At 41.5% G+C, this 25,694-nt stretch carries 16 protein-coding genes; 14 read left to right on the top strand and 2 right to left on the bottom strand.

Annotated elements, in window-relative coordinates; all coding sequences use genetic code 11:
• The first annotated feature begins 38 nt into the window (after positions 1-38).
• The 6 genes from T426_RS24415 to T426_RS0119495 all read left to right on the top strand — a co-directional run bounded on the left by T426_RS24415 (position 39) and on the right by T426_RS0119495 (position 12,752).
• On the top strand, positions 39-1,205 hold the full coding sequence (locus T426_RS24415; RefSeq protein WP_025865022.1) for a FecR family protein: 1,167 nt from the start codon (positions 39-41) through the stop codon (positions 1,203-1,205).
• Between the two features lie 85 nt (positions 1,206-1,290).
• Positions 1,291-4,695, top strand: coding sequence for a TonB-dependent receptor (locus tag T426_RS24410; RefSeq protein WP_051539013.1), 3,405 nt, complete (start codon positions 1,291-1,293; stop codon positions 4,693-4,695).
• Positions 4,696-4,716: 21 nt separating this feature from the next.
• On the top strand, positions 4,717-6,435 hold the full coding sequence (locus T426_RS0119510) for a RagB/SusD family nutrient uptake outer membrane protein (protein WP_081782469.1): 1,719 nt from the start codon (positions 4,717-4,719) through the stop codon (positions 6,433-6,435).
• A gap of 209 nt (positions 6,436-6,644) precedes the next feature.
• Entirely contained in the window at positions 6,645-8,603 is a 1,959-nt protein-coding gene (locus tag T426_RS0119505) for a sialate O-acetylesterase (RefSeq protein WP_025865025.1), read from the top strand.
• An 87-nt stretch (positions 8,604-8,690) separates the two neighbouring features.
• The gene (locus tag T426_RS24405; protein WP_082229566.1) at positions 8,691-11,615 is read left to right on the top strand and encodes a glycosyl hydrolase 115 family protein; all 2,925 of its coding nucleotides are present in this window, start codon (positions 8,691-8,693) and stop codon (positions 11,613-11,615) included.
• A gap of 57 nt (positions 11,616-11,672) precedes the next feature.
• Entirely contained in the window at positions 11,673-12,752 is a 1,080-nt protein-coding gene (locus T426_RS0119495) for a glycoside hydrolase family 43 protein (RefSeq protein ID WP_025865027.1), read from the top strand.
• Positions 12,753-12,884: 132 nt separating this feature from the next.
• Here T426_RS0119495 and T426_RS24400 read toward each other — a convergent pair whose 3' ends face one another.
• The gene (locus tag T426_RS24400; RefSeq protein ID WP_025865028.1) at positions 12,885-13,664 is read right to left on the bottom strand and encodes an AcvB/VirJ family lysyl-phosphatidylglycerol hydrolase; all 780 of its coding nucleotides are present in this window, start codon (positions 13,662-13,664) and stop codon (positions 12,885-12,887) included.
• 498 nt (positions 13,665-14,162) lie between these two features.
• On the opposite strand from T426_RS24400, the gene T426_RS0119485 reads away from it, so the two are divergent.
• The 8 genes from T426_RS0119485 (at position 14,163) to T426_RS0119445 (ending at position 23,870) form a co-directional block, all read left to right on the top strand.
• Positions 14,163-14,747 (top strand): DUF1287 domain-containing protein, encoded by a 585-nt coding sequence (locus tag T426_RS0119485; protein WP_025865030.1) that lies wholly within the window; start codon positions 14,163-14,165, stop codon positions 14,745-14,747.
• 190 nt (positions 14,748-14,937) lie between these two features.
• The gene (locus tag T426_RS0119480; protein WP_025865031.1) at positions 14,938-15,306 is read left to right on the top strand and encodes an MmcQ/YjbR family DNA-binding protein; all 369 of its coding nucleotides are present in this window, start codon (positions 14,938-14,940) and stop codon (positions 15,304-15,306) included.
• 17 nt (positions 15,307-15,323) lie between these two features.
• Positions 15,324-15,803 carry a VOC family protein gene (locus tag T426_RS0119475; protein ID WP_199898634.1) on the top strand — a complete coding sequence of 160 codons (480 nt, stop codon included), beginning with the start codon at positions 15,324-15,326 and terminating at the stop codon, positions 15,801-15,803.
• Between the two features lie 194 nt (positions 15,804-15,997).
• Positions 15,998-16,759, top strand: coding sequence for a class I SAM-dependent DNA methyltransferase (locus tag T426_RS0119470; RefSeq protein ID WP_025865033.1), 762 nt, complete (start codon positions 15,998-16,000; stop codon positions 16,757-16,759).
• Between the two features lie 337 nt (positions 16,760-17,096).
• Positions 17,097-19,448 (top strand): TonB-dependent receptor, encoded by a 2,352-nt coding sequence (locus T426_RS0119465; protein WP_025865034.1) that lies wholly within the window; start codon positions 17,097-17,099, stop codon positions 19,446-19,448.
• The gene (locus T426_RS25335; protein ID WP_025865035.1) at positions 19,448-20,524 is read left to right on the top strand and encodes a sensor histidine kinase; all 1,077 of its coding nucleotides are present in this window, start codon (positions 19,448-19,450) and stop codon (positions 20,522-20,524) included. Before T426_RS0119465 ends, T426_RS25335 begins: the two co-directional genes overlap by 1 nt.
• Positions 20,499-21,263 (top strand): LytR/AlgR family response regulator transcription factor, encoded by a 765-nt coding sequence (locus T426_RS0119455; RefSeq protein ID WP_025865036.1) that lies wholly within the window; start codon positions 20,499-20,501, stop codon positions 21,261-21,263. The genes T426_RS25335 and T426_RS0119455 overlap by 26 nt, the downstream gene beginning before the upstream one ends.
• Before the next feature lie 366 nt (positions 21,264-21,629).
• Entirely contained in the window at positions 21,630-23,870 is a 2,241-nt protein-coding gene (locus tag T426_RS0119445) for a peptidase U32 family protein (RefSeq protein ID WP_199898635.1), read from the top strand.
• A 222-nt stretch (positions 23,871-24,092) separates the two neighbouring features.
• Here the strand turns inward: T426_RS0119445 and T426_RS0119440 are convergent, their stop codons facing one another.
• Complete coding sequence (locus T426_RS0119440) at positions 24,093-25,682, bottom strand: GH39 family glycosyl hydrolase (RefSeq protein ID WP_027586157.1); 1,590 nt, start codon at positions 25,680-25,682, stop codon at positions 24,093-24,095.
• Positions 25,683-25,694 lie beyond the last annotated feature (12 nt).

Genomic DNA, 25,694 nt, shown 5'->3' with positions numbered 1-25,694 from the left:
CTGATAACCGTGTCTAAAAGAGTAAAGATTTCTGAAAAATGGATAAGAACGGCGACTTCATTGATATTAAGATTATTTGGAAAGCTCTTCACAATCAGGCAACCCCAAAAGAAAAAGAGGAGCTTGAAAAGTGGTTGCTGGAAGCTGAAGGGCATCAGCGTTACTATGAAAATCTAAATCGTTATTATAAACAAGATTTTACGCAAAATACCTTGCCAGAAGAAACAGATACTGCATGGAGAAGCGTGGAACAACGGATCGCACCCCGAAAATCAGGGACGTTCGGTCGATTGATCGCGATAGCATCTGTTGCTGCTTCATTGGTTATAGCTTTCGTTTTATTCCACGATAAGCAACCCAGTCAAATGGAAGCTCCGATTGTAGGAAATGAGAATGCTATCCGTCCAGGTAGTAAAAAAGCAGTGCTGATTCTGGATAACGGGAAGACTCTTAACCTGGCAGAAAATGATACTTTTCAGATAAAAGAAAACGGAGCTTCTCTTAAAAACACAGGAAATAAACTGGAGTATACTGCTGCCACAAAATCCAATGAAAAATTATGCTTCAATACGTTAAAAGTTCCAAGAGGAGGAGAATACTATCTGGTGTTAGCCGATGGTACCAAAGTCTGGCTGAATTCAGAAAGTACATTACGCTATCCAGTAAAATTTTTGGGGGACGAAAGACGGATTGAATTAACCGGAGAGGCATATTTCGAAGTGACAAAAAATAAGCACAAACCTTTCAGGGTTGTTTCCGGCACACAAATAGTAACAGTTTTGGGAACCAAGTTCAATATCTCATCTTACCCGGAAGATTCGCTTACTTACACTACGTTGGTTGAAGGGCATGTGAATGTTGCATTGAAAGATAATCCGTCAGTGGAGCGTTCGCTTGTGCCTAACGAGCAAAGTAGTATAAGTCGGCTAGATAGGCAAATTTCTATACGGGCAGTCGATCCGTCTCGTTATGTTGCATGGAAAAACGGACGATTTATTTTTAAAGATGAGCGACTGGGTGATATAATGCACACCTTATCAAGGTGGTACGATGTTCAGGTCATTTTTTCAAATCAACGGGCAAAAGACATTCAATTTACAGGAAATCTGGAGCGGTACTCCGATTTTGCAGGTATGTTGAATATGATTGAAAAAACGGACGAAGTAAAATTTATCATTAAAGGCAACCTGGTAACAATAGAATAAAAAAAGCGGGAAATGGTGCAAACACTTCCCGCAGGTCACCAGTGGTGAGTAATTAAAAATTAATTATCTAAACAAATTCAAATCTATGAAAAAAAACCGAAGTATACCTGCGATTCGTTGCAGGTTAAGAAGAGTCTTGCTCAATGTGGGAATTACGTTTGTATTTCTCATCCTTACACTAGGCAGTGTAACTGCAAGTGTTTATTCACAAGAGACAAGTATTCAGGTTAAACTGGAGAATGCTACTGTTGAAGATATTCTTAAGAATATTGAAGAGCAGACAGAGTTTCGATTTCTATATCGGTCTGATTTATTGAAGGATATTCCGACGCAAAACGTTAATGTTAACGGTGAGCGAGTAGAGGATATTCTCAACAAAATATTGGTTCCGTATGGTTTTACCTACGAAATAGATGACAGGACCGTGATTATCAAGAAAGCAGAAAAGCCTGCCGATGTAAAGAAGCCTAAGCCTGTCACACAAAAGAATCAGGAGATTAAAGGAAAGGTCACAGATAAAGATGGTAAACCAATTCCCGGAGTCTCCATCGTGGTAAAAGGCACGACAATGGGCACGATAACCGATCCTGACGGAAATTATACGCTATCGATACCTGAAAGTGCACAAACTCTTGTATTTTCATTTGTGGGAATGGAACCTCAGGAGGTTGCTATCAATGGTCGTTCTCAAGTTGATATTACCATGACGGAATCCAATGTGGGACTGAACGAAGTCGTCGTCGTTGGATATGGTACTATGAAGAAGCTGGATGTCAGCGGTTCGATAGTCTCGGCCAACGCAGAAGTAATAAAGGAAGTTCCTTCAGTTAGTGCAACGAAAGCGCTTCAGGGACGTTTACCAGGTATACAAATATCGCAGACATCAACACGGCCCGGATCCGACATGCAAATCCGTATTCGGGGCGTTCGTTCCATCAATGCTACAAATGATCCGTTGATTGTTGTCGATGGAATTCCATTTGCCGGGTCTTTAAATGATATCTCTCCAAGTGATATAAAAAGCATCGATATTCTGAAAGATGCTTCTTCAACTGCCATTTATGGTTCCCGCGGTGCTAACGGCGTGATCCTGATAACAACTTACAGAGGGCGAGTGGCTGAAAAACCGACTGTATCATACAATGGCTATTATGGTGTAAAAACTGTAGCTAAAAAATATCCTGTATATAACGGTGAAGAGTTTCAGGCTTTTCGACACGCGACGTTAAATCCCGATTACAAAGATAACTACACTGCACTGGAACAAGCTTCCATTGCATCAAAGTCATATACCGACTGGCAGGATTTGATGTATCAGAATGCAGTGGTGACAAGTCAGGATGTTAGTGTGTCTGCCGGAACAAACAAAGGAGCCTATTCTCTTGGTGCCGGCTATTATGACGAAACTGCCGTATTACCCGGACAAAAGTATACTCGTTATTCTCTGCGAACAGCAATTGATCAGCAGATTGGTCAGTTTGTTAAAATCGGTTTAAGTTCGCAGAATTCATTTGGGATAACAGATGGAGAAGGTTTTACCGACGAAGGGAAGGGGTTGATGAACAATATCATTACGTTGTCTCCTCTGTTGCCGGCTTACAATGATGATGGGAGTATTCGGCAGATTCCAACAGAAGGTTGGATTGACACGTATTACAATCCTTTGTTGATTAAAAATTCGGACTTATGGCAGGAAAGGAGAAAGAGATTTGCTTCATTTAATTCGCTTTACGGAGAAATTAAATTTACAAATTCGTTGAGATACAGGATTAATTTAGGACTGAGTTATTCTCACGACGATTATGGTAATTATTTTGGTTCGGATACTCCATTCAAAAACGGTTCAGTATCATCAGCGACGGTTCAGAACGTTCGAAATACTGTTTGGACCATAGAGAACTTGTTGTATTATGACAAAGTTTTTGCTGAAAAGCATCGTTTAAATGTGACGGCGATGTATTCGGCCGAGGAATCGGAATATGTAGAGTCGCGGATGAGCGCTGATGACTTGCCAGCCGATTATCTTTTTTATTATAACCTGGGGCTTGCCAACGGGGCAAAAAACATTGTTGCAGACGACCAGAATTACCACAAGCGAGGATTATTGTCATATATGGCCAGAGCACAATATGCTTACGATGATCGTTATATGGTGACATTGACTTTTCGCACAGACGGCGCTTCAGTCCTGGCACCGGGGCATCAGTGGCATAATTATCCGGCTCTTTCAGCAGGTTGGAATATAAACAAAGAATCATTTTTAAAAGATGTAAAATCGATCAACCAGTTAAAGCTGCGATTTGGTTATGGACAGACTTCGAACCAGGCCATCTCACCTTATGCAACGAAAGGAGAATTGGCACAGGTGCCATACAACTTTGGAAGTAATAACATGTACGGCTATTATGTGTCAACCCTTCCAAACAGTAATCTTGGTTGGGAATATACGCAAAGTTATAATGGCGGTTTAGATTTCAGTTTGTTCAACAATCGTTTGTCCGGCTATTTTGATTATTACTATCAGAAGACCAAAGATGTGTTGGTTAAAGTGAACCTTCCGCAAAGTGCCGGTGTGTCCAATCCGATGTGGCAAAATGTTGGAGAAACCCGGAATAAAGGATTTGAATTATCTCTTTCAGCCCAGATTATTAAGCCTGCAGAAAAAGGTAGCTTTGGATGGGATGTCGATTTCAATATTTATGCGAACCGAAATAAACTGTTATCACTTAACAGTGGTGTGAGTGAGGATATTGGAAACGGCTTGTTTGTTGGCCATCCGATTAATGTTATCTACGATTATAAGAAGTTAGGTATTATTCAGGAAAATGAAGCACCCTATTTGGGGCGTCCGGCCGGGCAAATAAAAGTGGCTGACCTAAATGATGATGGTAAAATCAGTGCTGATGAAGATAGGACAATTCTAGGTTCTTTTGAGCCTGATTTTGCCGGAGGTTTCTCTACCCGTTTTTACTACAAGAATTTTGACCTATCTATTGTCAGTTTCTTTAAGTCAGGGGGGATGTTGATTAGTTCGATTTACATGCCTCAGAGCTATTTAAGTACCAACAACGGGAGACGCAATTCAATAAGAGTAGATTATTGGACACCGGAACACACATCCGGAACTTATCCGGAACCCGGAAACCAGAATACAGCCGATGTAAATGACTTTGGTTCGACGCTTGGATATTTCGATGCTTCATACTGGAAATTCCGAACGATTTCATTGGGGTATACTTTCGACAAAAGTCTTCTTTCGAAAATCGGATGTAAAGATGCCCGAGTCTATTTCACTTGTGAAAATCCTTTTGTTCTGTTTTCTCCCTACATGGATGCCGGAGGATTAGATCCGGAACCGACAGGTAGTGGTGGACAGGGAGCAAATGAAACTCTTACTAAGAATAGTGGTATTCAGGCACGTCAGTTGACGATAGGAGCCAATACACCTCCAACACGTAATTTTATAATTGGGCTGAGTATGAAATTCTAATCGTTAAAATGATAAGAAATTATGAAACGAAATATATTAAATATCCTTACAGTCATGTCGCTGCTTCTGTTGGCTTCATGTACAAAAATATTGGATGAACAACCTCGCTCTGTCCTAACGCCGGATTTGTTTAAAACGGAGTCAGGACTGAAAGACGGTCTTACTGCGGCCTACGATGGTTTGCGCTATATCTCAGGAACAGAGGCGACCATGGGTAGTACCGAAATGGGGACAGACGAATTTACCTCAGCGGCAAGTGGTGGCTCGAAAGAACTGGATATGACGCCGGACAATGGAGGAACGGGAATAACTCCGGCAACCGGAGGTATCAATGTTTTTTGGAATTATCCTTTCTCTTTCATTAATACCTGCAATGGTGTTATTGAATTTGGTACGGAAGCCGGTTTAAGTGATGCAATGATTGCTGAAGCACATTTCCTTCGTGGCTATTATTATTTTAAAATGGTTCAGATGTTTGGTGGAGTACCGCTTGATTTGGGTTCCGGGGAGTTGAAGTTTAATACGAATCCCAGCACGCTTTCAAAACGGAATACACAGGAAGAGGTATATGCTGCTATTATTGCAGATCTGAAATATGCCGAAGATAATTTGCCTGAAAGTGCAAGACTTCCCGGATGTGCATTTAAGGCGACAGCTATTCATTACCTGGCAAAGGTTTACTTAACTCATGGAGATAACCAATTGGCATTGAATGAGGCTGAGAAGTTGCTGAACCCATCCGATCCATACTCCGTTAATTCGTACGGGGTGGCTCTGCTCGATAACTATTCAGATGTGATTGCTCCGGGAAATGAAAGAAATAGTGAAATCCTGTTTACCTGTGAGCATACCGAAGAATATGCGTTTAATGAGACAGCTGCCGGATGGGGATCAGGTCCGGCTAATAAAGACGACCGTTCTTTGTCATATTATGTCCCGAATTATCAGCAGTTCAACCTGGGCCGGGATGGTGACGTCGGATTTCTGATAAGAACGACAGCGTATTCACGTCCGTGGGTACGTTTTCGGGCTACTTATGGTTTGCTGGCAAATGTTTTTTCCAATAAGGCCGCCGATTCTCGTTTTGATGCCAGTTTTCAAACTGTATGGCTCAATAATAATCCGGACGTAACACCTAATGGTTTACTTAACCAGCCAATTAATTATGGTGATACGGCATTTGTTATGCTTACTCATGAAGTTTCGGATGCCTACCGGGCCAGTAAAAATTACCGTATTTGGACACCAAGCCAAATGGACAGGACTATTTTCCCTGCTTTGAAGAAGTTCTTCGATCCAAACAGGCAGGATCCAAACGATGCGTCTGGTCGACCGTTTCTGTTGGCAAAATTGTCAGAAACTTATTTGGTCGCAGCAGAAGCAGCGTTTAATTTAGGAGAAAACAGTAAGGCTTACGACTATATCCTGATATTGCGTAAGCGGGCGGCGACCGCAGGACATGTGCAGGATATGATAGACGCAACACCAGGTACCATAACGATGGATTATATTCTGGATGAACGTTCCCGGGAACTTTGCGGAGAGCAAATGCGCTGGTTTGATTTGAAGCGAACAGGAAAATGGGTTGACCGCGCAGGTACTTATTCTCTTAATGGCGTGGATATGATAACCCGCGATATCAAGGATTATTATAATTTGCGCCCTATTCCACAAGGGCAGATCGATTTGATGGGGAATGCGGAGGCAGAGAAAACAGCCTACCAAAATCCAGGCTACTAAAAGAGTAATAGATTTATATTTTTGGATTAGTTATTTTAAGAGGGAGTTGGAAATCAACTCCCTCTTAACTAAGAAGAAACTCTATAAGCTGGCTCTCCGTATGTGCCCCTAAGGAAAAACATTTTGAATACCGGTTTTAAGGTATTTCTGGATATGGGTAATTCGCTTATCCATTTTTGTTTTTAGTAAAGTGAATTAAAATTGCATCCATGAAACGAAGTAAATTCATCCTTTTATTCATATTCCTTTCTATTGCCCTTTCGGGAAAAGCAGAAGTAAAATTACCAAAGCTCATTAGCGACGGGATGGTTTTGCAGCGACAGTCCGATGTAAAAATCTGGGGCTGGGCTGGTGCCAATGAAAAGATAGCAGTTCAGTTTATCGGGAAAACTTATCAAACCGAAGCAGATGCTTCCGGTAAATGGAATATCGTTTTGCCCCCGCTCAAAGCTGGAGGACCGTACGATATGACGATTACAGGTGAGAACACGATTACCATCAAAAATATTCTGGTTGGCGATGTTTGGCTTTGTTCCGGACAATCCAATATGGAAATTACAATGGAGAGAGTGAGCCCGTTATATCCGGAAGAAATTAAAAATGCAGGGAACAAGTCCATCCGTTATTTTGCTGTTCCGAAAACGTACAATTTTCAGGCTCCGCAAAGCAAGTTAAAATCGGGTAGGTGGATATCGCCAAGTCCATCTAATATCCTTGATTTTTCAGCGGTGTCCTACTTTTTTGCCAAAGCGCTTTACGATTCTTTACAAGTTCCGGTAGGTATCATCAATTCAGCGCTTGGTGGTTCGCCGGTGGAAGCCTGGATTGATTTAAAAACGTTAAAGAAGTTTCCGAAATATTACCATGAAGCGCTTCGTTTCCAGAGTCAAAGTCTTAGAGATAGTATTCAAAAAGCCGACCAGGCACGCTCTCATAATTGGTACAGCGAATTACAGGCAAAAGATTTGGGATACCAAAATCCTTCGAAAACGTGGCGTAATCCAGACCTGAATACATCCAGCTGGGCTACGATGGACTTACCGGGTTTTTGGGCGGACACGCCGCTCGGTAAAGTAAACGGCGTAGTTTGGTTCCGAAAAGTAATTGATGTTCCCGCTGCAATGGCTGGTAAGCCGGCTAAACTTTTAATGGGGCGTATAGTGGACGCCGATTCGGTGTTCGTAAACGGGACGTTTGTTGGAACGACCAGCTATCAATATCCACCGCGCCGATATGAAATACCGGCTCATGTTTTAAAGGCCGGCAAAAATTCCATTGTTGTGCGCGTTATCAGCAATGCCGGTCGTGGAGGTTTTGTACCGGATAAGCCTTACCAGATATCTGATGGTAAAACGACAATCGATCTGAAAGGCCCTTGGAAATACCGGCTGGGAACCACGATGAAGCCGTTGGCTGGTCCGACGTTTATTCGATGGAAACCCACGGGGTTATACAACGCCATGATTGCTCCCCTGGAAAATTATCGCATTAAGGGGGCTGTATGGTACCAGGGGGAATCCAATGCTGATCGTCCGGTAGAGTATCGGTATCTGCTAAAAGATATGATTGCGAGTTGGCGTCATTACTGGAACGAAGGAAATTTCCCGTTTTTGGTTGTACAGCTACCCAACTTCATGAAATCACAAGCGAAACCATCGGAAAGCAACTGGGCATTGTTGCGGGAATCGCAGATGAAAGCGCTTAGTTTACCTAATACAGGGTTGGCTGTTACCATCGACCTGGGAGAATGGAATGATATTCATCCGTTGGATAAGAAAGATGTGGGGAATCGACTGGTGTGGCTAGCTCAGAAAGTGGCTTATGGAAAAAAGAACGCTAAGTATTTGAGCCCTTTGTATCAATCGATGAAGGTAGAGGGAAATCGTATCGTCATTACTTTCGATCAGGTTGGAGATGGACTGACCGTGAAAGGAGGCGGAGAGTTGAAACAGTTCTCGATTGCTGGAAAGGACAAACATTTTGTTTGGGCGAAAGCCAAAATCATCGGCAAGAACAAAGTGGCTGTTTACAGTAACAAAATTGAACATCCGGTTGCTGTGCGTTACGCCTGGGCTGATAACCCGGAAGGAGTGAACCTGTATACCAAAGAAGGCCTGCCTGTAGCTCCGTTCCGGACAGATTCATGGATGAGTAAAGAGACTAAATAGTACAAATATTGAGGTCGGATGTAAACAGTTCTATTATCACAAGGATGGTGTTGGAGAACTAGTGGATTGGCTACTGAATATATTATCATGGAGGAAATCAGAAGAACAAAAAAAATATTGAGCAGGAGCCTTTGGGTGTTTTTGTTTACTCTTGGGTTTGTGATGCAATCGTGTCAGTCGCAGGTTGCCCCGGAAGGGGATAATCAACCCACTCACAATTACATTAGCACGACTGAAGTTGATAACGGATTTGCGCTTGCGGAGGATAGCAAAACAGCTCCTATCGTTATTGGCAGCGGTGATTATAAAGGCGTGAAGCTCATTGCGGGCTTTGTTCAGAACGACTTGCAAAAAGTAACGCAGAAAAAGCCCTTGCTGGTAGTCGGAGATATTCCGAAGGCACAGGAGATTATTCTGGCGGGTACGGTTGGAAAGAGTTCGTTGATTCAGCAACTCATCGATCAGCACAAAATCGATGTTTCCGATATCAAAGGCAAATGGGAAGCAACTGTCACCCAGGTTGTCGACAATCCTTTCCCGGGTGTGAAGAAGGCGTTGGTCATCGCCGGAAGCGACAAGCGGGGAACCATTTACGGTTTGTTCGATTTGTCGCGGAACATGGGTGTATCGCCGTGGAATTGGTGGGCTGATCTACCGGTTCCGTTGCGCACATCGCTCTACGTAAAGCCGGGCCGTTATTTGGTCGATTCGCCGACAGTAAAATACCGGGGAATCTTTCTCAATGACGAAGAGCCGGCATTGGGACGTTGGGCTGTGGCCAATTACGGCGGTTTCAATCATAAGTTCTATGAAAAGGTATTTGAATTACTGCTGCGCCTGCGAGGCAACTACATGTGGCCGGCGATGTGGTGGGCCAGCTTCAACAGTGATGACCCGGAAAATCCGAAACTCGCCGACGAGATGGGAATCGTGATGGGAACTTCGCACCACGAACCCATGATGCGGGCTCATGCCGAGTGGGCTCCCTACCGGAAGAAAGGCATCCCCTGGGATTATACCAAGAGTAAGGCAGTGCTGGATACCTTCTGGACCAAAGGCATTGAGCGGATGGACCATCACGAAAGTATTGTCACGGTCGGTATGCGTGGCGACGGTGACGAAGCGATGGGGGACAAGACCAACATTGCCCTGCTGGAGCGAATTGTAGCTGACCAACGGAAAATCATAGAACAAGTAACCGGTAAACCGGCTAAAGAAACGCCTCAGTTGTGGGCGCTTTATAAGGAAGTGCAGGCTTATTACGATCAGGGGATGCGCGTACCCGATGACGTGACTTTGTTGTTGTGCGATGATAACTGGGGTAATATCCGCAAATTACCCAAACCGGATGCCAAACCGCGTTCCGGTGGTTATGGTATTTACTACCATTTCGATTATGTGGGCGGACCGCGTAACTACAAATGGTTAAACACCAATCCGCTGCCACGGGTGTGGGAACAGATGCACCTGGCATACAAACACGGTGTCGATCGCATTTGGCTGGTGAACGTGGGGGACCTCAAACCGATGGAACTGCCCATTTCCTTCTTCCTGGATTATGCATGGAACCCTGATGCCATGCCGAAAGAGAAGTTACCGGAATATACAACCGAATGGGCTGCTCAGCAATTTGGCACCGAACATGCCAACGAAATTGGCCGGATGCTCCAGTTGTACGCGAAATACAACGGACGTCGGAAACCGGAATTACTGTCGCCTAAAACCTATAGCCTGAATCATTACCAGGAGTATGAGCGGGTGGTGAATGAGTATAATCAACTGGCCCGGGAGGCTGAAGAATTGGGTCATAAAATGCCGGCGAAATACAAAGATGCTTATTACGAGTTGGTACTGCACCCGATTACAGCATGTGCCAATTTGAATGCCTTGTATTACGCTGCCGCGAAAAACCACCAGGCTTTTCAACGGGGAAGCGCTATGACCAACGACTGGGGCGACTCCGTCAAGGCGCGTTTTGAGAAGGATTCGCTGATAACGGTTTACTATCATACCAAGTTGGCCGACGGCAAATGGAATCATATGATGGCTCAGACGCACATTGGCTACACTTACTGGCAGGAGCCGAAGTACAATCGCATGCCGAAACTGGATAAACTTACGATTCCCGAAAAGGCACAAATGGGAGTAGCGATACAAGGGACAGACACATTCCTGACGGAAGGAACTTTTGCCGCTGAACTTCAGGAGATGGATAATTTCAACCGGAAACCGGTTTACATCGATGTGTTTAACCGTGGAAAAGAGTCTGTCAAATACAAGATTACATCAGCAGAACCCTGGCTGAAAGCAGAGCCGGAAAGCGGTACCGTTCAACAGAACCAGCGGATTTGGCTGTCGGCCGACTGGAACAAAGTCCCGGAAGGTAAACACACGGTAGCGGTCGAAATACAACAGGAAGGGGGCAAAACAATTACCGTGAATGCAGTCGTCGAGCATCTGACTCAACCCAACCCAAAGACTTTTAACGGGTTTGTAGAAAGTAACGGTTATGTTTCTATGGAGGCCGCACATTATACCCGGAATATTCCGGCCAACGGAATTCAATGGGAAGAAATACCCGGTTTGGGACGAACACTTTCTGCCATGTCTCCTTTCCCGGTAACGGCAAATAAGCAAACACCCGGCTCGGATTGTCCGCATATGGAATACGACATGTACCTGTACCAAGCCGGCACAGCGAAAGTGAACCTGTATCTTTCGCCTACGCTGAATTTCTACAATGATAATGGATTGCAGGTGGCCGTCTCATTTGACAATCAGAAGCCCGTTGTCATTAACATGAACAAAGACGAAAATTACCGGAAATGGGCCAGCTGGGTTAGCAACGAGATCAACATACAACAAGTCAGTTTACCGGTTGAGCGTCCGGGTAAGCATACGCTGAAAGTCTGGATGATTAATCCGGCAGTCGTACTTCAGAAAATCGTTGTGGATGCCGGTGGAGAAAAAGCATCTTATCTTGGCCCACCGGAAAGTGCCAGATTAAAATAAGAAAACAGATATAGCCCAAAACCAATAAACAATGCACCAGAATAAATAATTAACTAGATGAAAAAATACGTATTACAGGGAATGGCGTTTGCGGTTGTCGCAACATCACTTGTTTTGATGGCGTTCAGCAACGGGCATAAGTCAGAGCAATCTGATAAGAAAGTAAGTGAGGGGGGAACCCGGTATTTGGTAAAAGATATCTACATCGCCGATCCATCGGCCCATGTTTTTAACGGAAAACTCTATGTTTATCCTTCGCATGATATCGATGCCGGCATTCCGCAAGATGACAACGGCGATCATTTCGCCATGCGCGATTACCACGTGTTCTCAATGGATAACATCGACGGAAAGGTTACCGATCACGGAGTCGTTCTTGATGAGGATAGTGTTCCGTGGGTGGGACGTCAAATGTGGGCTCCTGATGCGGCAGAAAAAGACGGAAAATACTATCTCTATTTTCCTGCTAAAGACAAGACCGACATTTTTCGGATAGGTGTTGCAGTCAGTGACAAACCAGAAGGTCCGTTTAAAGCAGAGCCTGATCCCATCCGGGGCAGCTTTAGCATCGACCCGGCCGTATTCAAAGATGACGATGGAAAATATTACATGTATTTTGGTGGAATCTGGGGCGGACAGCTGCAGCGTTACCGTAATGGAAAAGCCATTGAGTGCGGTAAAGAGCCGGCCGATAACAAACCGGCGTTAGGCCCCCAGGTAGCACGGATGAGTGACGATATGCTTCAATTTGCTGAAGCACCGAAGACGATACAGATTCTGGATAAAAACGGAAAGCCACTGTTGGCCGGAGATCACGACCGTCGTTTCTTTGAAGCTTCCTGGATGTACAAATACAACGGGAAATACTATTTCACCTACTCAACAGGCGATACACACAAACTTTGCTACGCCACCGGAGATAATCCTTACGGACCGTTTACCTATCAGGGTGTAATTTTGACTCCGGTGGTCGGTTGGACCACCCATCAATCAATTGTCGAGTTTAAAGGAAAGTGGTATTTGTTTTATCACGATGCCCGATTATCCGGCGGGAAAACCTGGTTGCGAAGTGTTAAGGTAACCGAGCTGAAATACAACAAAGATGGTTCTATTCAAACCATTGATGGTAAAAAATAAAAAAGCCTGCTGATAGAGGCGCTTCCTCCGCTGGTATTTATTCTGTTGTTCTGTTCTGGCAGCAAGAATAAATACCAACTTGTTGCCGAGATTCAGAATCCGGTTTTGCCTGGATTTTATCCCGAACTCAGGCTAGTTGACTTGAAAATCATTCAAAATAACGTTTGCTACTCTCGCAAATTTGTCGTCATAATGGTGTTTGCCCGGAAGTATGACAATTCGTAGTCCCGACGACGGTAAGAAATGCTTTCTGATATTTTTGTCTTCCCCTTTCCCAAAAGCACAAACCGGCGTAACCCGGGTAATCTTCTTTAATTCCGGTAGTACCTTGTATTTCCCTCCATATTTTCGGTACAGGAAGTCGGAAAGCCTGATTTTAAAATTACCTTTTTCTTCCGGCGAAAAACAATAGACACCTTTAAGAGAGCTCTTCAGCTGCTCATTCAATCGTGTTGCAATAAACGGCACCACACTTGCCCCAAACGAATAGCCTACCAAAATAAACGAATGGCGGTTCCAGTGTTGCATGTAATGGCTAATGATTTTTGAAAATTCAGCTGCCGAACCGTCCGGTGTTTTTCCTTTCCAGAAATATTTCAGCGCGTTTAGGCCGACCACCGGCATTCCATGTTCATTCAGCAGTTTGCTGACTGCCTTGTCCGTTTTAATCCAGCCTCCGTCGCCCGAAATAAAAAAGACCATTGGCAATCCGTTATCCTCGGTAACGGGCAAAATAGTCAAGGGCAGTTCTTTCATTTTCGATTTTTCTACCGGATTTGGCAATGCGTTTTCAGCGCAATGAGTATTAGCCGATAATGCCCGTACAGGAAAATAAGTAAGAAAGAACAAAGCAAAAACCAGGCTTCGCGAAACCGTGGTTATTTGAGAAGTATATTTTGCGTTATTCGTCATGTTGTAGAATTGACTGGTCTGATGATCATGAACCGAATTACGACAAGACGTGTCCTTTGTAGAAACACATTGCCATTTCAGACCTTAAAACAGGCCGGCCATAAAAATGTTTGGCGTTGTCGAAAGTAGGGTATGCCGGAGTAACTTCTCTCACTTTTTTTTGATGAATGGTCGGTTTTTGATGATGAACGTACCGACCCGGTATGCGAACTAAAATTATGATAATTGAAAATGGGAATCCGTAAAGGAACTGAGAACCAAATTCAGGAAGTTTTTTATTAACTTGATGAGCCATAACAACCAACAAATGAAAACTGACCGAAGTATATCGAGATTTAAATCTTGTACAACAACAGAGATTTACACCCACGTGAGCACTAAATCTCTTGCAAAAATAAAAAGTCCGTTAGACTTAATTTTGAAATATAAAACATAGGTTTACAAGACATTGCAAGCCGAAATATATATGCGATATATACATACGTTAGCACTCATATTATGAAAAAGAAACACATACTCATATTTATTTTTTTTCTGACATTTGGTCTTGCCAATGGACAGACAAATTTTTATCAAAGACTTGCTGACTCAGCACTAGTTCTGACACATCATAAAGTCACTTATGACCCGACATATAGAGTAATAGCATACCCAAATGGAGATGTTCCTGCAGACAAAGGAGTTTGTACAGATGTTGTAATTAGAGCTTACAGAAAACTCGGTATTGACTTACAAAAAGAAGTTCATGAGGACATGAAATTAGATTTTGACAAGTATCCTAAAAATTGGGGGCTATCACATCCTGACAAAAATATTGACCATAGACGAGTTCCAAATTTAATGACATTTTTCACAAGACATGGTACAGTAATGACAATTACAGACAATCCGCAAGACTATCAACCAGGAGATATTGTTTGTTGGAACCTAGGAGGAGGAATAACTCATATTGGAATCGTAACTAGACTGAAATCAACTGATGGACAACGATATTTAATGGTTCATAACATTGGTGGTGGACAGGTTCTTGAGGACTGTTTATTTAGCTACAAAATAATTGGACATTACCAATATGAAATATAGAAAAATACGAGTGCTAACACGTGGTATAAGGCATGGCTGGGCAGTGCGGATTCGACAAGTCGAATCTCGTCCCAACCCCAGTTTCGGTCGGACACTCAGACTCTCGTCTGACCGCCACGACCTCATACCACCACCGTTAGCGGCAAGCATACACACACAGTGAAACAGGCAATTCTAAACGGACTATTTTATGAAACATAAATGGATTGAAGATTATCTAATGACCAAAAATAGTGTAACACGGGACTTTAAAACTGAATGGCAATGGCATAGATTCCTTATAATGGATAAAATGTTTGCAGCCATATGTGTTGACAAAGACGGACGGAATATAATCACGTTAAAAAGTGAGCCATCTTTAGGTCTCTCATTGAGAAACCAATATTCATGTATTAGACCAGGCTATTATATGAATAAAAGCCATTGGAACTCCGTTGATTTGAATGGAGATGTGCCTGATGAAGTGTTAAAAGAAATGATAAATCAGTCCTATCAGTTAGTGTTGTCCTCATTAAGTAAATCGGTTCAAAAAGAGATGCTTGACAGACAAAAAATGTAAACCTTAAAATAAAACTTATGAAAATCATCGGTTTATTGAGCATATTAATTTTAATAACAACAAATAGTTTTGGACAAAACAAAAATGATATTAAGATGGAACAAAGAATAACTTTTATGACATTGGGGGTAAATGACTTAAAAACTTCCATAGATTTTTATGAAAATAAATTCGGTTGGAAACGTTCGGAAATGAGTAATGACAACTTGATTTTGTACCAATTAAACGGAATTCATATTGCTTTGTATTCAAGAGAAGAATTAGCTAAAGATGCGACTATCGATTCAACTGGTAATGGATTCAAAGGATTTACTATTTCATATAATGTTTGGAGCGAGAAGGACGTTGACGATTTAATAAAATCACTAAGTGACAAAGGAGTTAAGATAGTAAAGGAACCCCAGAAAGTATTTTGGGGTGGATATAGCAGTTATGTTGCAGACCCTGATGGAAATCTTTGGGAAATAGCTTTTAATCCATACTTAAAGAAAGAATAAAAATGCCAGCCGCTAATAAAGTACATATTGCAGGGCGGGGTTCGGTGGTACGCCAATTGCGCCCGAAGCTTCGGGGCTCGTTTCGCAGTTCCGTGTCCTTCGGACAGGAACGCTCTCCGATTCCGAAGTATCGGAACGCCCCGACAACATGTACCAGCCGTTGTGCGTCATACTAACAAAGACCCTGGAAAAAAATGAAAGAAACTATAAAATTTGATAAAGTCGCTGACATATATGATTTTTATGTCAATGTAGATTTTGATATTCCATTTTTCCTCAAAGAAACAGAAGGATTTGGCAAAGAAATTTTGGAATTAATGTGTGGAACTGGACGTGTTTCAATCCCACTGTTAAAATCTGGCAGAAAAATGACCTGCGTCGATTATTCAAAAGGAATGCTTAATTCATTCAATAAAAAAATTAACAATGAAGGTTATTCTGTTGACTTAGTGGAAATGGATGTGACTAATCTTAAGCTTAATAAAAAATTTGAATTGATAATATTACCTTTTCATTCTCTAAGCGAAATATTAACAACAGAAAAACAACAAGAAGCGTTAAAATGTATTTCAGACCACCTTGAAACGGGAGGGACTTTTATTTTGACTTTGCAAAACCCAAAAAACAGACTGAAACAGGCAGATGGAAAGATGAGGGTTATAGGAAAATTTTCTGTTGACAAAGACAAAGAAATGGTTCTGTCATACACAAATCATTACAATGAGAAAGAGAATATTGTTTCTGGTTATCAGTTTTATGAGATTTATAATTCTGAGAACATAATGACAGAGAAAAGGTATTTAGAAATAAATTTTAAACCAATCCGATTAGGCTCATTGAGAGAAATGATTTCGAAAACAGATATGGAAATCACAACAATTTATGGAGACTATTCATATGGTAAATTTGATATTCAGGAAAGCGATTTTATGATATGCAAATTGACTAAGAAATAAAAAGTACGAACGCAAAACAATGTATAAAAATAATGGCCGATACAGTCGTGTTTTAAGGGCTTCAGACCGCTTCGGCTTTCTTGTAGTTTGGCAGGTAAGTGCCACGCAGTCGGCTAGTATTCATATACTAAACGTTGCATGCGAGTGTAAGAAACCTTTTAGGTGCTCAATAATCCGGTCCCACGAAAAATTCATTCTTATTGGTGATTAATACCATTTTTTGTTTATGCCTTGAAAATTCGGTTCTATATAGTTTTTTTCCGGTTTCAAGGATTCTCTCTTTATCGTCATTTCACATTATTCTTTTTTTGGTTTAAATATTTAAAGAATAATGAAAATGATGCGATACGTTTTTTATTTTTTCACCTTAGTTTTATCAACAAATTGCTATAGTCAGGAAATTACTCAAACAATTAAAGGAAAAATACTGGATAGTGAATCATTACAACCACTACCCGGAGCAACTATTGTCATTTTGGGAACAGAGCCGCTGAAAGGATGTACCAGCAATAGTGAGGGAATGTTTTATTTAGAAAATGTACCTGTTGGTCGGCAGACAATCCGGGTAAACTTTATAGGATACGAACCCGTGACCATCCCCGACATAATGGTTGGCTCTGCAAAAGAAGTATATCTCGAAATAAAATTAACCGAATCGATTACCAGTTTGAATGAAGTAAAGGTTGTTGCTTCTAAAAAGAATAAGGCGTTGAATGAAATGGCAACACTGAGTTCAAAATCTTTTTCGGTAGAAGAAACCAAAAGATATGCTGCCAGTATAAGCGATCCAGGCAGAATGGCACAATCATATGCAGGGGTTACCAGTAGCGATGATGCTACCAACCAAATTATTATCAGGGGAAATTCACCCAACGGCTTGCTTTGGCGGCTGGAAGGCGTAGAGATTCCTGCCCCAAGCCATTTCGCCGAGGAAGGATATGCCGCAGGGTTTGTAAGCATTTTAAATGCCAATATGTTAAGTACTTCCGATTTTTATACCGGGGCATTCCCTGCCGAATTCAATAATGCTTATTCCGGGGTATTTGATATTAGGCTAAGAAATGGCAATTCGGACAGAAACGAAAATGCTTTTCAATTTGGTGCATTAGGTACTGATTTAACAACTGAAGGGCCATTTAATAAAAACAGTAAATCATCTTATCTTATTAATTACAGGTATTCAACTCTTAGTATTTTAAAAAAAATTGGTGTTGATGTAATGGGAGATGAAACACCTCATTACCAGGATTTATCTTTCAAGCTTAATTTTCCAACTAAAAAAGCAGGCACTTTTTCAATCTGGGGCATAGGCGGAAACAGCAATACAGAAAGTGCAGATGCCATTGCCGATTCTACGCTATGGAATAGCTGGGACAGCAATAAAAAAGACTATTTTAAAACCGGTATGGGTGCCGGCGGAGTTACACACTTTTCTCATATTGGAAAAGAATCATATATAAAGTCGGTCCTTTCAGTTTCAGGGAATTACAGCCAGGACAATGTTTTCGAGCTTAACAATGATTATATCCTTCATAAAATTTATGAAGACAGGTTTAATAATTATGCGCTTAGGTTTTCTTCTTTTGTAAATAGAAAGTTTAATTCAAAACTAACCTCAAGATTTGGTTTCAATTATAGTTATATTGGCTTCAATATGATGGCAAATGAAAGAAAATCGGGGAAGTTAGAATCCAACATCAATAAAAAAGGAAATTCGTGGTACTATTATGTATTTAATCAAAACAAATACCGCTTAAGTAAATCCATTACAGCAAACTTTGGATTGGCTTATTCTTATATGAATCTGGGTAACTCACATTCTCTCGAGCCCAAATTTGCTATCGAATGGTCATTCACACCCAAGCAGAGTATCGGGTTTGCCAGCGGAATATATAGCCGTCATGAGGAATTAATTGCTTATTTCATGAGTATTCCTGTAAACGAAACGGAATATAGTTATCCGAATAAGAACTTAAAACTGAAAAAAACAGCTCATTTTGTTTTAAGTTACAACAATGCTATAGCCAACAACCTTATGTTTAAATCTGAAGTGTACTACCAACATTTGTACAATGTACCTATAGCAGTTAATCCTAACAGCACGTTTTCAACCATTAGTCAAAAATGGGATGGCTGGAACTCAGATTCGCTTAAGAGTAGTGGCATTGGACGAAATTATGGTATTGAGCTAACGCTTGAAAAAAGTTTTAGCAACTCATATTATTTTATGATTACCGCTTCATTGTTCAATTCAAAATTCAGGGCAGCCGACATGAAATGGTATAATACACAGTACAATTCAAATTATGCCTTTAATATTCTCGGTGGAAAGGAATTCTACATGGGAAGCAAGAATAATAAAATTCTTGGACTAAATGCAAAAGCGGTGTATGCCGGAGGCCAGCGTTACACCCCGATAGATAAAGTAGCTACAAAAGAACAGGAACGCACTATTGTTGTTCAGAAAGAGCGGTTTACAAAGCAGTTGCCGCATTATTTCAGAATTGATGTAAGCGCAAGCTTTAGGATAAACAGAAAAAATACAGCGCATATTTTCTCGTTAGATATTCAGAATGCCACAAATCGTAAAAATATTCAACGTAATTATTACGACTTTTACAATGATGAAATCAGACATATTTATAATTTGGGAATGGTTCCGGTCTTTAACTATAAGATAGAATTTTAATGGAAACAATTCGTAAACAAAATATTATTTTGCTTAAAGTCCTGTTTTATTTGGTAGCAGGTAGTTTGTTGTACATTACAATCAATTTCATATTCCAGATTTATTACGACTATCCAAAAGAATACAGCCTGTCACAACATATAGGAACGATTGTATCAACCGCAATTTTAACTGAAGGCTTGTTTTTCATTAATTCATATATTAAAAATCGGGAAAATTTTTCAAAAAGTAATTTGCATCGTATTCTTGTTCAGGTCAGTGTCGATATAATATTTGTACTAATCCTCGTAAGTGCATCCGGTATTTTTCTGATGCTGGCATTTGCGTCCGACGATAAAGTGATAATTACATTTTTTGATTTGCTAACTACTAATCTTGTTGCAATTTGCTATTCATTTATTGTTGTGCTGGCAGTTTCTCTGTACGAAACAAACAAAAACCTGAGAAACTCGCTTATTAAAATGGAACGATTTAAAAAAGAAAATGCAGAAGCTAAATTTCACTCCCTTAAAAAGCAACTCAGCCCGCATTTTTTATTCAATACGTTAAACACCCTTTATAATATAATTGACAAGGACAAGGAATTGGCGAAAGACTATCTCTTGAAAATAGCTGACATTTATCGTTATGTACTGGAGAATGAGAACAACGAATTAATTGAACTAAAAAAGGAACTGGATTTTGCACGCGATTATGCATTTCTGATAGGTAAGAGATTTGGCGATGCATTTGAATTTAATGTGAACGTTCCTGAAAAACTTATGGATAAGCATATTCCACCACTAACGATGCAAATATTGGCCGAAAACGCCTTAAAACATAATAAGTTGGATTTGCACAACAAGCTCATGTTCTCAGTTTCTGTAGCAAACAACAACGAACTGGTCATTAAAAATAACATAACAGCTAAAAACGTTCAAAAAAACGCAACAGGGGTGGGGTTGCAGAATCTGAATAATCGCTATAGATACCTGATTAACAAAGAAATTTCAATAATGAATAACGATACTGAGTTTGTCGTAAAAGTTCCATTAATTGATGTAGAGAACTATGAAAGTATTAATCATAGAAGATGAAAAAGCAGCCTTTGAAAACCTGGAATCGATGCTTAAAGTGTACGATCCGGAGATTGAAATTTCGGGATGGGTTACCAGTATAAAAGATGCAATCAACTGGTTTGAAAAAAACAATATGCCCGATTTGCTATTTCTCGATATTTATTTATCCGATGGATTGTCATTCGAGCTGTTTAAGCAAATTGACCTTAAAGTTCCAATTATTTTTACAACTGCTTATCATCAATACGCCATTCAGGCATTTGAAGCCAATAGTGTAGATTACTTGCTAAAACCTTTTAAGCAGGGACGCCTGAATCAAAGTCTGGATAAATTTAAAGCGTTTCATGCAACAATTGACGATCATATATTACATAAACTTAAACAGTTAATAGGGAACAACACCGTTGAGACAACAAATTACAAAGAGCGTTTTCTTGTTAAATCCCGTAATAAGTTATTTGCAATCGATACTAATGATGTAGCATACTTCCACCGCGATGAACTGGTATTTTTAACAACCTTTGATAAGAACAAATTTATTGTTGAATATTCACTGGATGAACTGGAAAGAATCTTGCAGCCACGACAGTTTTTCAGGGCCAACAGGAAGCTAATTGTAAATATAAAGGCCATCAGGTCAACAGATGTGTATTCGAAAAGCAAGTTGCTGGTTAAACTGAATCCTGAATTTTACGGAGATATAATTGTAAGTCAGGAGAAATCATCCCAGTTTAAAAGATGGTTAGACTTTGATTAAAAGGTTGTTCTATATGGTCTTGAATTCTTCATGTTAGGGTGGGAGTGAAATACAAGCGTGCTCCATTAACGTGGGGCTTTTTTCATGATATATTGGTTTCGTATGAACCTTAAAGGTATTGGAGCCTGGGCACTTTTGCTACCTTTAGGGTTCGTTCAACAAAATGTAATGTGGGTGTCAGCGGGCAATCCAATTGTAGTTGTTTGTTGCAACACCGCCAATTCGTCTTTGATGATTGACGAAAAATTTGAAATATTGAATAAACGAATTGGCTCCGTGTCCCGGGCATTTGGGAAAAGTGAAGTGCTTCGAAAGCCCACACTCCACATGGCCAAACCGTTAATGCCAATTACCTCACGCTGAAGAATGATGAAAAGAAAAATTGAATTGCTGTCACCTGGAGGGGATATTGATTCCATAAAAACGGCAATTCTTGCCGGGGCCGATGCTGTTTACTGTGGTTTGAGTAAATTTAATGCGAGAAACCGGGCAGCAAATATCAGCTTCGAAGATTTGCAGGGAATTGTACGATTAGCGCATAAAAACAGTTGCAAGGTTTTCCTAACGCTCAATATCATTGTGTTGGATAGTGAAATTCCGGCGCTTGTCAAGTTGCTGAATCGATTAGTTAATACAGCTATCGATGGGGTGATTGTTCAGGACTTAGGTGTCTTTCATCTGTTGTCGAAATATTTCAAAGGGCTCAATATACACGCATCGACGCAACTGACCACCCATAATCGAGGTCAAATCCAGTTTTTACGTCAACTGAATGCCGAGCGGGTTAATCTCTCACGAGAGTTAGCTATTCATGAAATTGAAGCGTTGACGGCTGTCGCACATGCCAACGGTGTCCTAACCGAAGTATTTGTTCATGGTTCCTATTGCATCTCTTTTTCGGGCCTCTGTTATATGAGTTCGGTTCATGGAGGGAACTCGGGGAATCGGGGCCGATGCAGTCAGCCCTGTCGGGAAAAATATGTAAAAACCGCTGCCGGTAAAGAGTACCCGCTTAACATGAAGGATAATTCGGCTTATTTCGATTTACGGGAATTGTATGATGCAGGGGTTGACTCACTCAAGATTGAAGGGCGGATTAAGGAGTTTGAATACGTGTATCGGGTGGTGAATGCCTGGAGAAAACAGCTTCATCACTTTTATGAGAAAAACAGTCTGATTGATGACAACAGCGAGCTTTACAAGGTGTTTAACCGCGATTTCACAAACGGTTTCTTAAAAGGCGAAATTCATCGGGACATGTTTATTGATAATCCGATGAGTCATTCAACCCAACACTTTTTGAATGTGAATCATTATTCTTCAGAAGATGAAAGGAAGAAGGGCTTAGCGGAGTATAACGACGAAAAGGAAAATCTCAGGGCGTACATTAAAAATGAAATAGAACAATTTGATACAGCGAAGCTTCCCCTAACAATACGTATTTCCGGGAAGTGCGGCGCTCCGTTAAAAGTATCGGTTGAAACTGCGGACACATCATTTGATGTACTTTCATCGGTTAACCTGGTCGATGTTGGTACCGAAGCTATCGATCGCAAGATGATACTGAAGAGACTGAAAGCGATAAATGATACGGAATATTTCATCAGGCATATGGAGCTTGATTTCGATACGGCGCTCTATCTGCCTTTTAAGGAACTCACGTCGATTAAAAAAAGAGTACTGTTCATATTGAATGGTTCGAGAGAAATGATTGCCCCTGTAAATGTTCCGGTTTTAAAGAAACAGAAGAACCCAGGTAAGCCTGCTCTTTCCGTGTTGATATCATCGCCCGCCGATGTGGACATTTGTGATGATGCCTCAATAGATGTTTACTTTCAGCTTCCGAATCGTTTCAAAAAGGGAAATACCGGGTTTATCGACCTGTTTAAAAAGCATACAAAACTAATACCATGGTTCCCGTCCGTATTAATCGGTGACGATTATGAGGCAGCCTTAGAATTTCTTGATGAGTTGCAACCAAAACGTATTGTAACCAACAATACAGGCATCGCTTTTGAAGCCTGGAAAAGAGGGATTTCCTGGATAGCCGGGCCCTACCTGAATAGTGCGAATTCCTATAGCCTGCGATGTTTAAAGGAAAGTTTCAACTGTTCCGGCGCATTTCTTTCCAATGAGATAAGTAAAGAACAGCGGATGTCGATAAAAGTACCTGAAGATTTCAAATTGTACTGCAGCATCTTTCACCCAATCGAATTAATGACGAACAGACAGTGTTTGTTTCATCAGGTAACCGGATGTCATAAAACTAAAATGGATGGTAGCTGTGTTCAGCAATGTGAGAAGTATGCTACGATTACCAATTTGAGAAACGACACTTTCGTTATCCGGAAAACAAAAGGGAATTATCATCAGATTTACAACGCCGTTAATTTTCTGAATACGGAGATTGTTACCGATCAGCCTACGCTGTATTCCGGTTTCTTCATCGATTTACGGAATATAAAAACCGAAACGAAAACGGAGCTGGATAAAGCAGGCATTATTGCACTTTTCAAAAGCCTGTTAAGTGCTAATGCTGATGCCGCACAGCAACTCCAAAACATGATTCATCCAACCATCAACACGCCATATAAGCAAGGTATCTAATTCTGATTTCACCATCGAATGGTCATCATATACAGGTGACCGTCGTTACGGGAAAATATCGTTGCGAAGTGCTGAAGTGACCGGGCTGAAATACAATAAAGCTGGTTCCATTCAAACCATTGACGGTGGAGGAGCATCGGAATAGTCGATTTTCATAGGTTAATAAAAAAGAGATACTCAAAAGGTCTGCGTATCTCTTTTTTTTAAGGTATTTCGTTTCAATCAGAGCTTGACCAACTTCACCAAATACACGTCATTTTCCCTTAGCGGGAATTCCTTGCTGAATTTGCCTGACGTGTCGACCTGAATCAAGTCTTCAGCAACCGGGGCGCCACTATTCTTTTTCTTGATGAAGGCGACCTCTTGCCGGCTGAGTTGATTCGGCTTTCCCAGTTGATAATAGGTCGTATACGGATCGTTAATGTCATAGCCAATCCTGTACACTTCGAGTTGATATTTTCCGGCAGGCACACCACTAAGTTCCACGTTCACTTTACCTTTCGGTTTGGATGGCAAATTCCTGATGTAATACGCCTGGTTATTGACAGAATCGGGTAGGGTATAGGTGAAATCCCAAAACAGCAACTGCATATCTCCGTCGGCATCTTTGCAGGCCCATGAAGCGCTGTCGGCATCCTGAAGTTCCGTCTTTCCCATCTTATTCAGGTAAGAATAAGCGAAGAAAGCCGGCTTCTTGATCCCCTGGTAATTCATCAAGCCAAAGCCGCCATGAAACGGGGTAAATCGTGGTCCGGCTTCCTCGAAGATATCGGTAAAGGTCCAGTACGACATCGAATTGGCTGCATTACCTACCTGTTTCAGTTTTTCGAGAATGTAAGCCGCTTCATGGTAACTGTCGTGAATCGGGTCATGGGGAGTATAGGAGGCACTCCATTCGGTGTAGTGCAACTCCAGGTTGGGCATCGATGATTCGGATATTTGTTTGCGCGAATGGATGACATTGCCACTTACGGCCCATTTATCCTTGTTCAGCACGGTACCGGTGGTTCCGTATTCGTCCAGGAAGCCCTGTTTTACGCCATAGGTATGGGTGCTGATAAAGTCGATGGGAACATGGTTCTTTTCGCAAAAATTGATCATCTCAGGAACCCAGGCCGCACCCGCTGTAGCAGGACCTCCTACACGGTACTCCTTGTCGATGCCTTTAATGGCTTCGACAGTGTATTTGTAAAGTTTGAAGTACTCCTGCTGCGTTCCGGCCCAGAAGCCTGAGAGATTCGGTTCGTTCCATACTTCGAAGTACCATGTTTTCACTTCATCGGCGCCGTAACGTTGAGTGAAATGCTGTACGAGGTGGCGGATTAAATCGGCCCATTGATCATAGTCCCTCGGCGGCGTTACATTGCCTCTCCACCAGAAAATAGTTTTATCACCACTGGCAAGAGCATTAGGCATGAATCCCAGTTCGACAAACGGTTTCATTCCGATACTCAGAATATAATCATACAGCGCATCGATATACTGAAAGTTGTATTCCGGTTTTCCGTTTCGGTCCATTTTATATACTCCCATGTCATCGGTTAAGAGGCCATGCATGCGGATGTATTGAAAGCCGCAATCTTTGTGAGCGACAGCCAGCTGCTGCTGCCAGTCGGCGCGCAAACCTTCGTTGGCCCGACCGGCACCGACACATTCCCGGAACATGTGATTGAAATCGCCCTTTACCTGGTTGTAATCGACACTAATGGTTCTGACTTTCTCAGCCGCTTTCTGCGAATGATTGCGGGCCGTCGCCGGACTACCAAGCAGTACGCTTCCCAGCAAGGCAAACAGAAACAAAGTTTTCTTCATGATATGAATAAT

The sequence above is a fragment of the Prolixibacter bellariivorans ATCC BAA-1284 genome (genome assembly GCF_000621705.1).
GTDB classification, from domain to species: domain Bacteria; phylum Bacteroidota; class Bacteroidia; order Bacteroidales; family Prolixibacteraceae; genus Prolixibacter; species Prolixibacter bellariivorans.
This window is presented reverse-complemented; position numbering and strand designations above follow the sequence as displayed.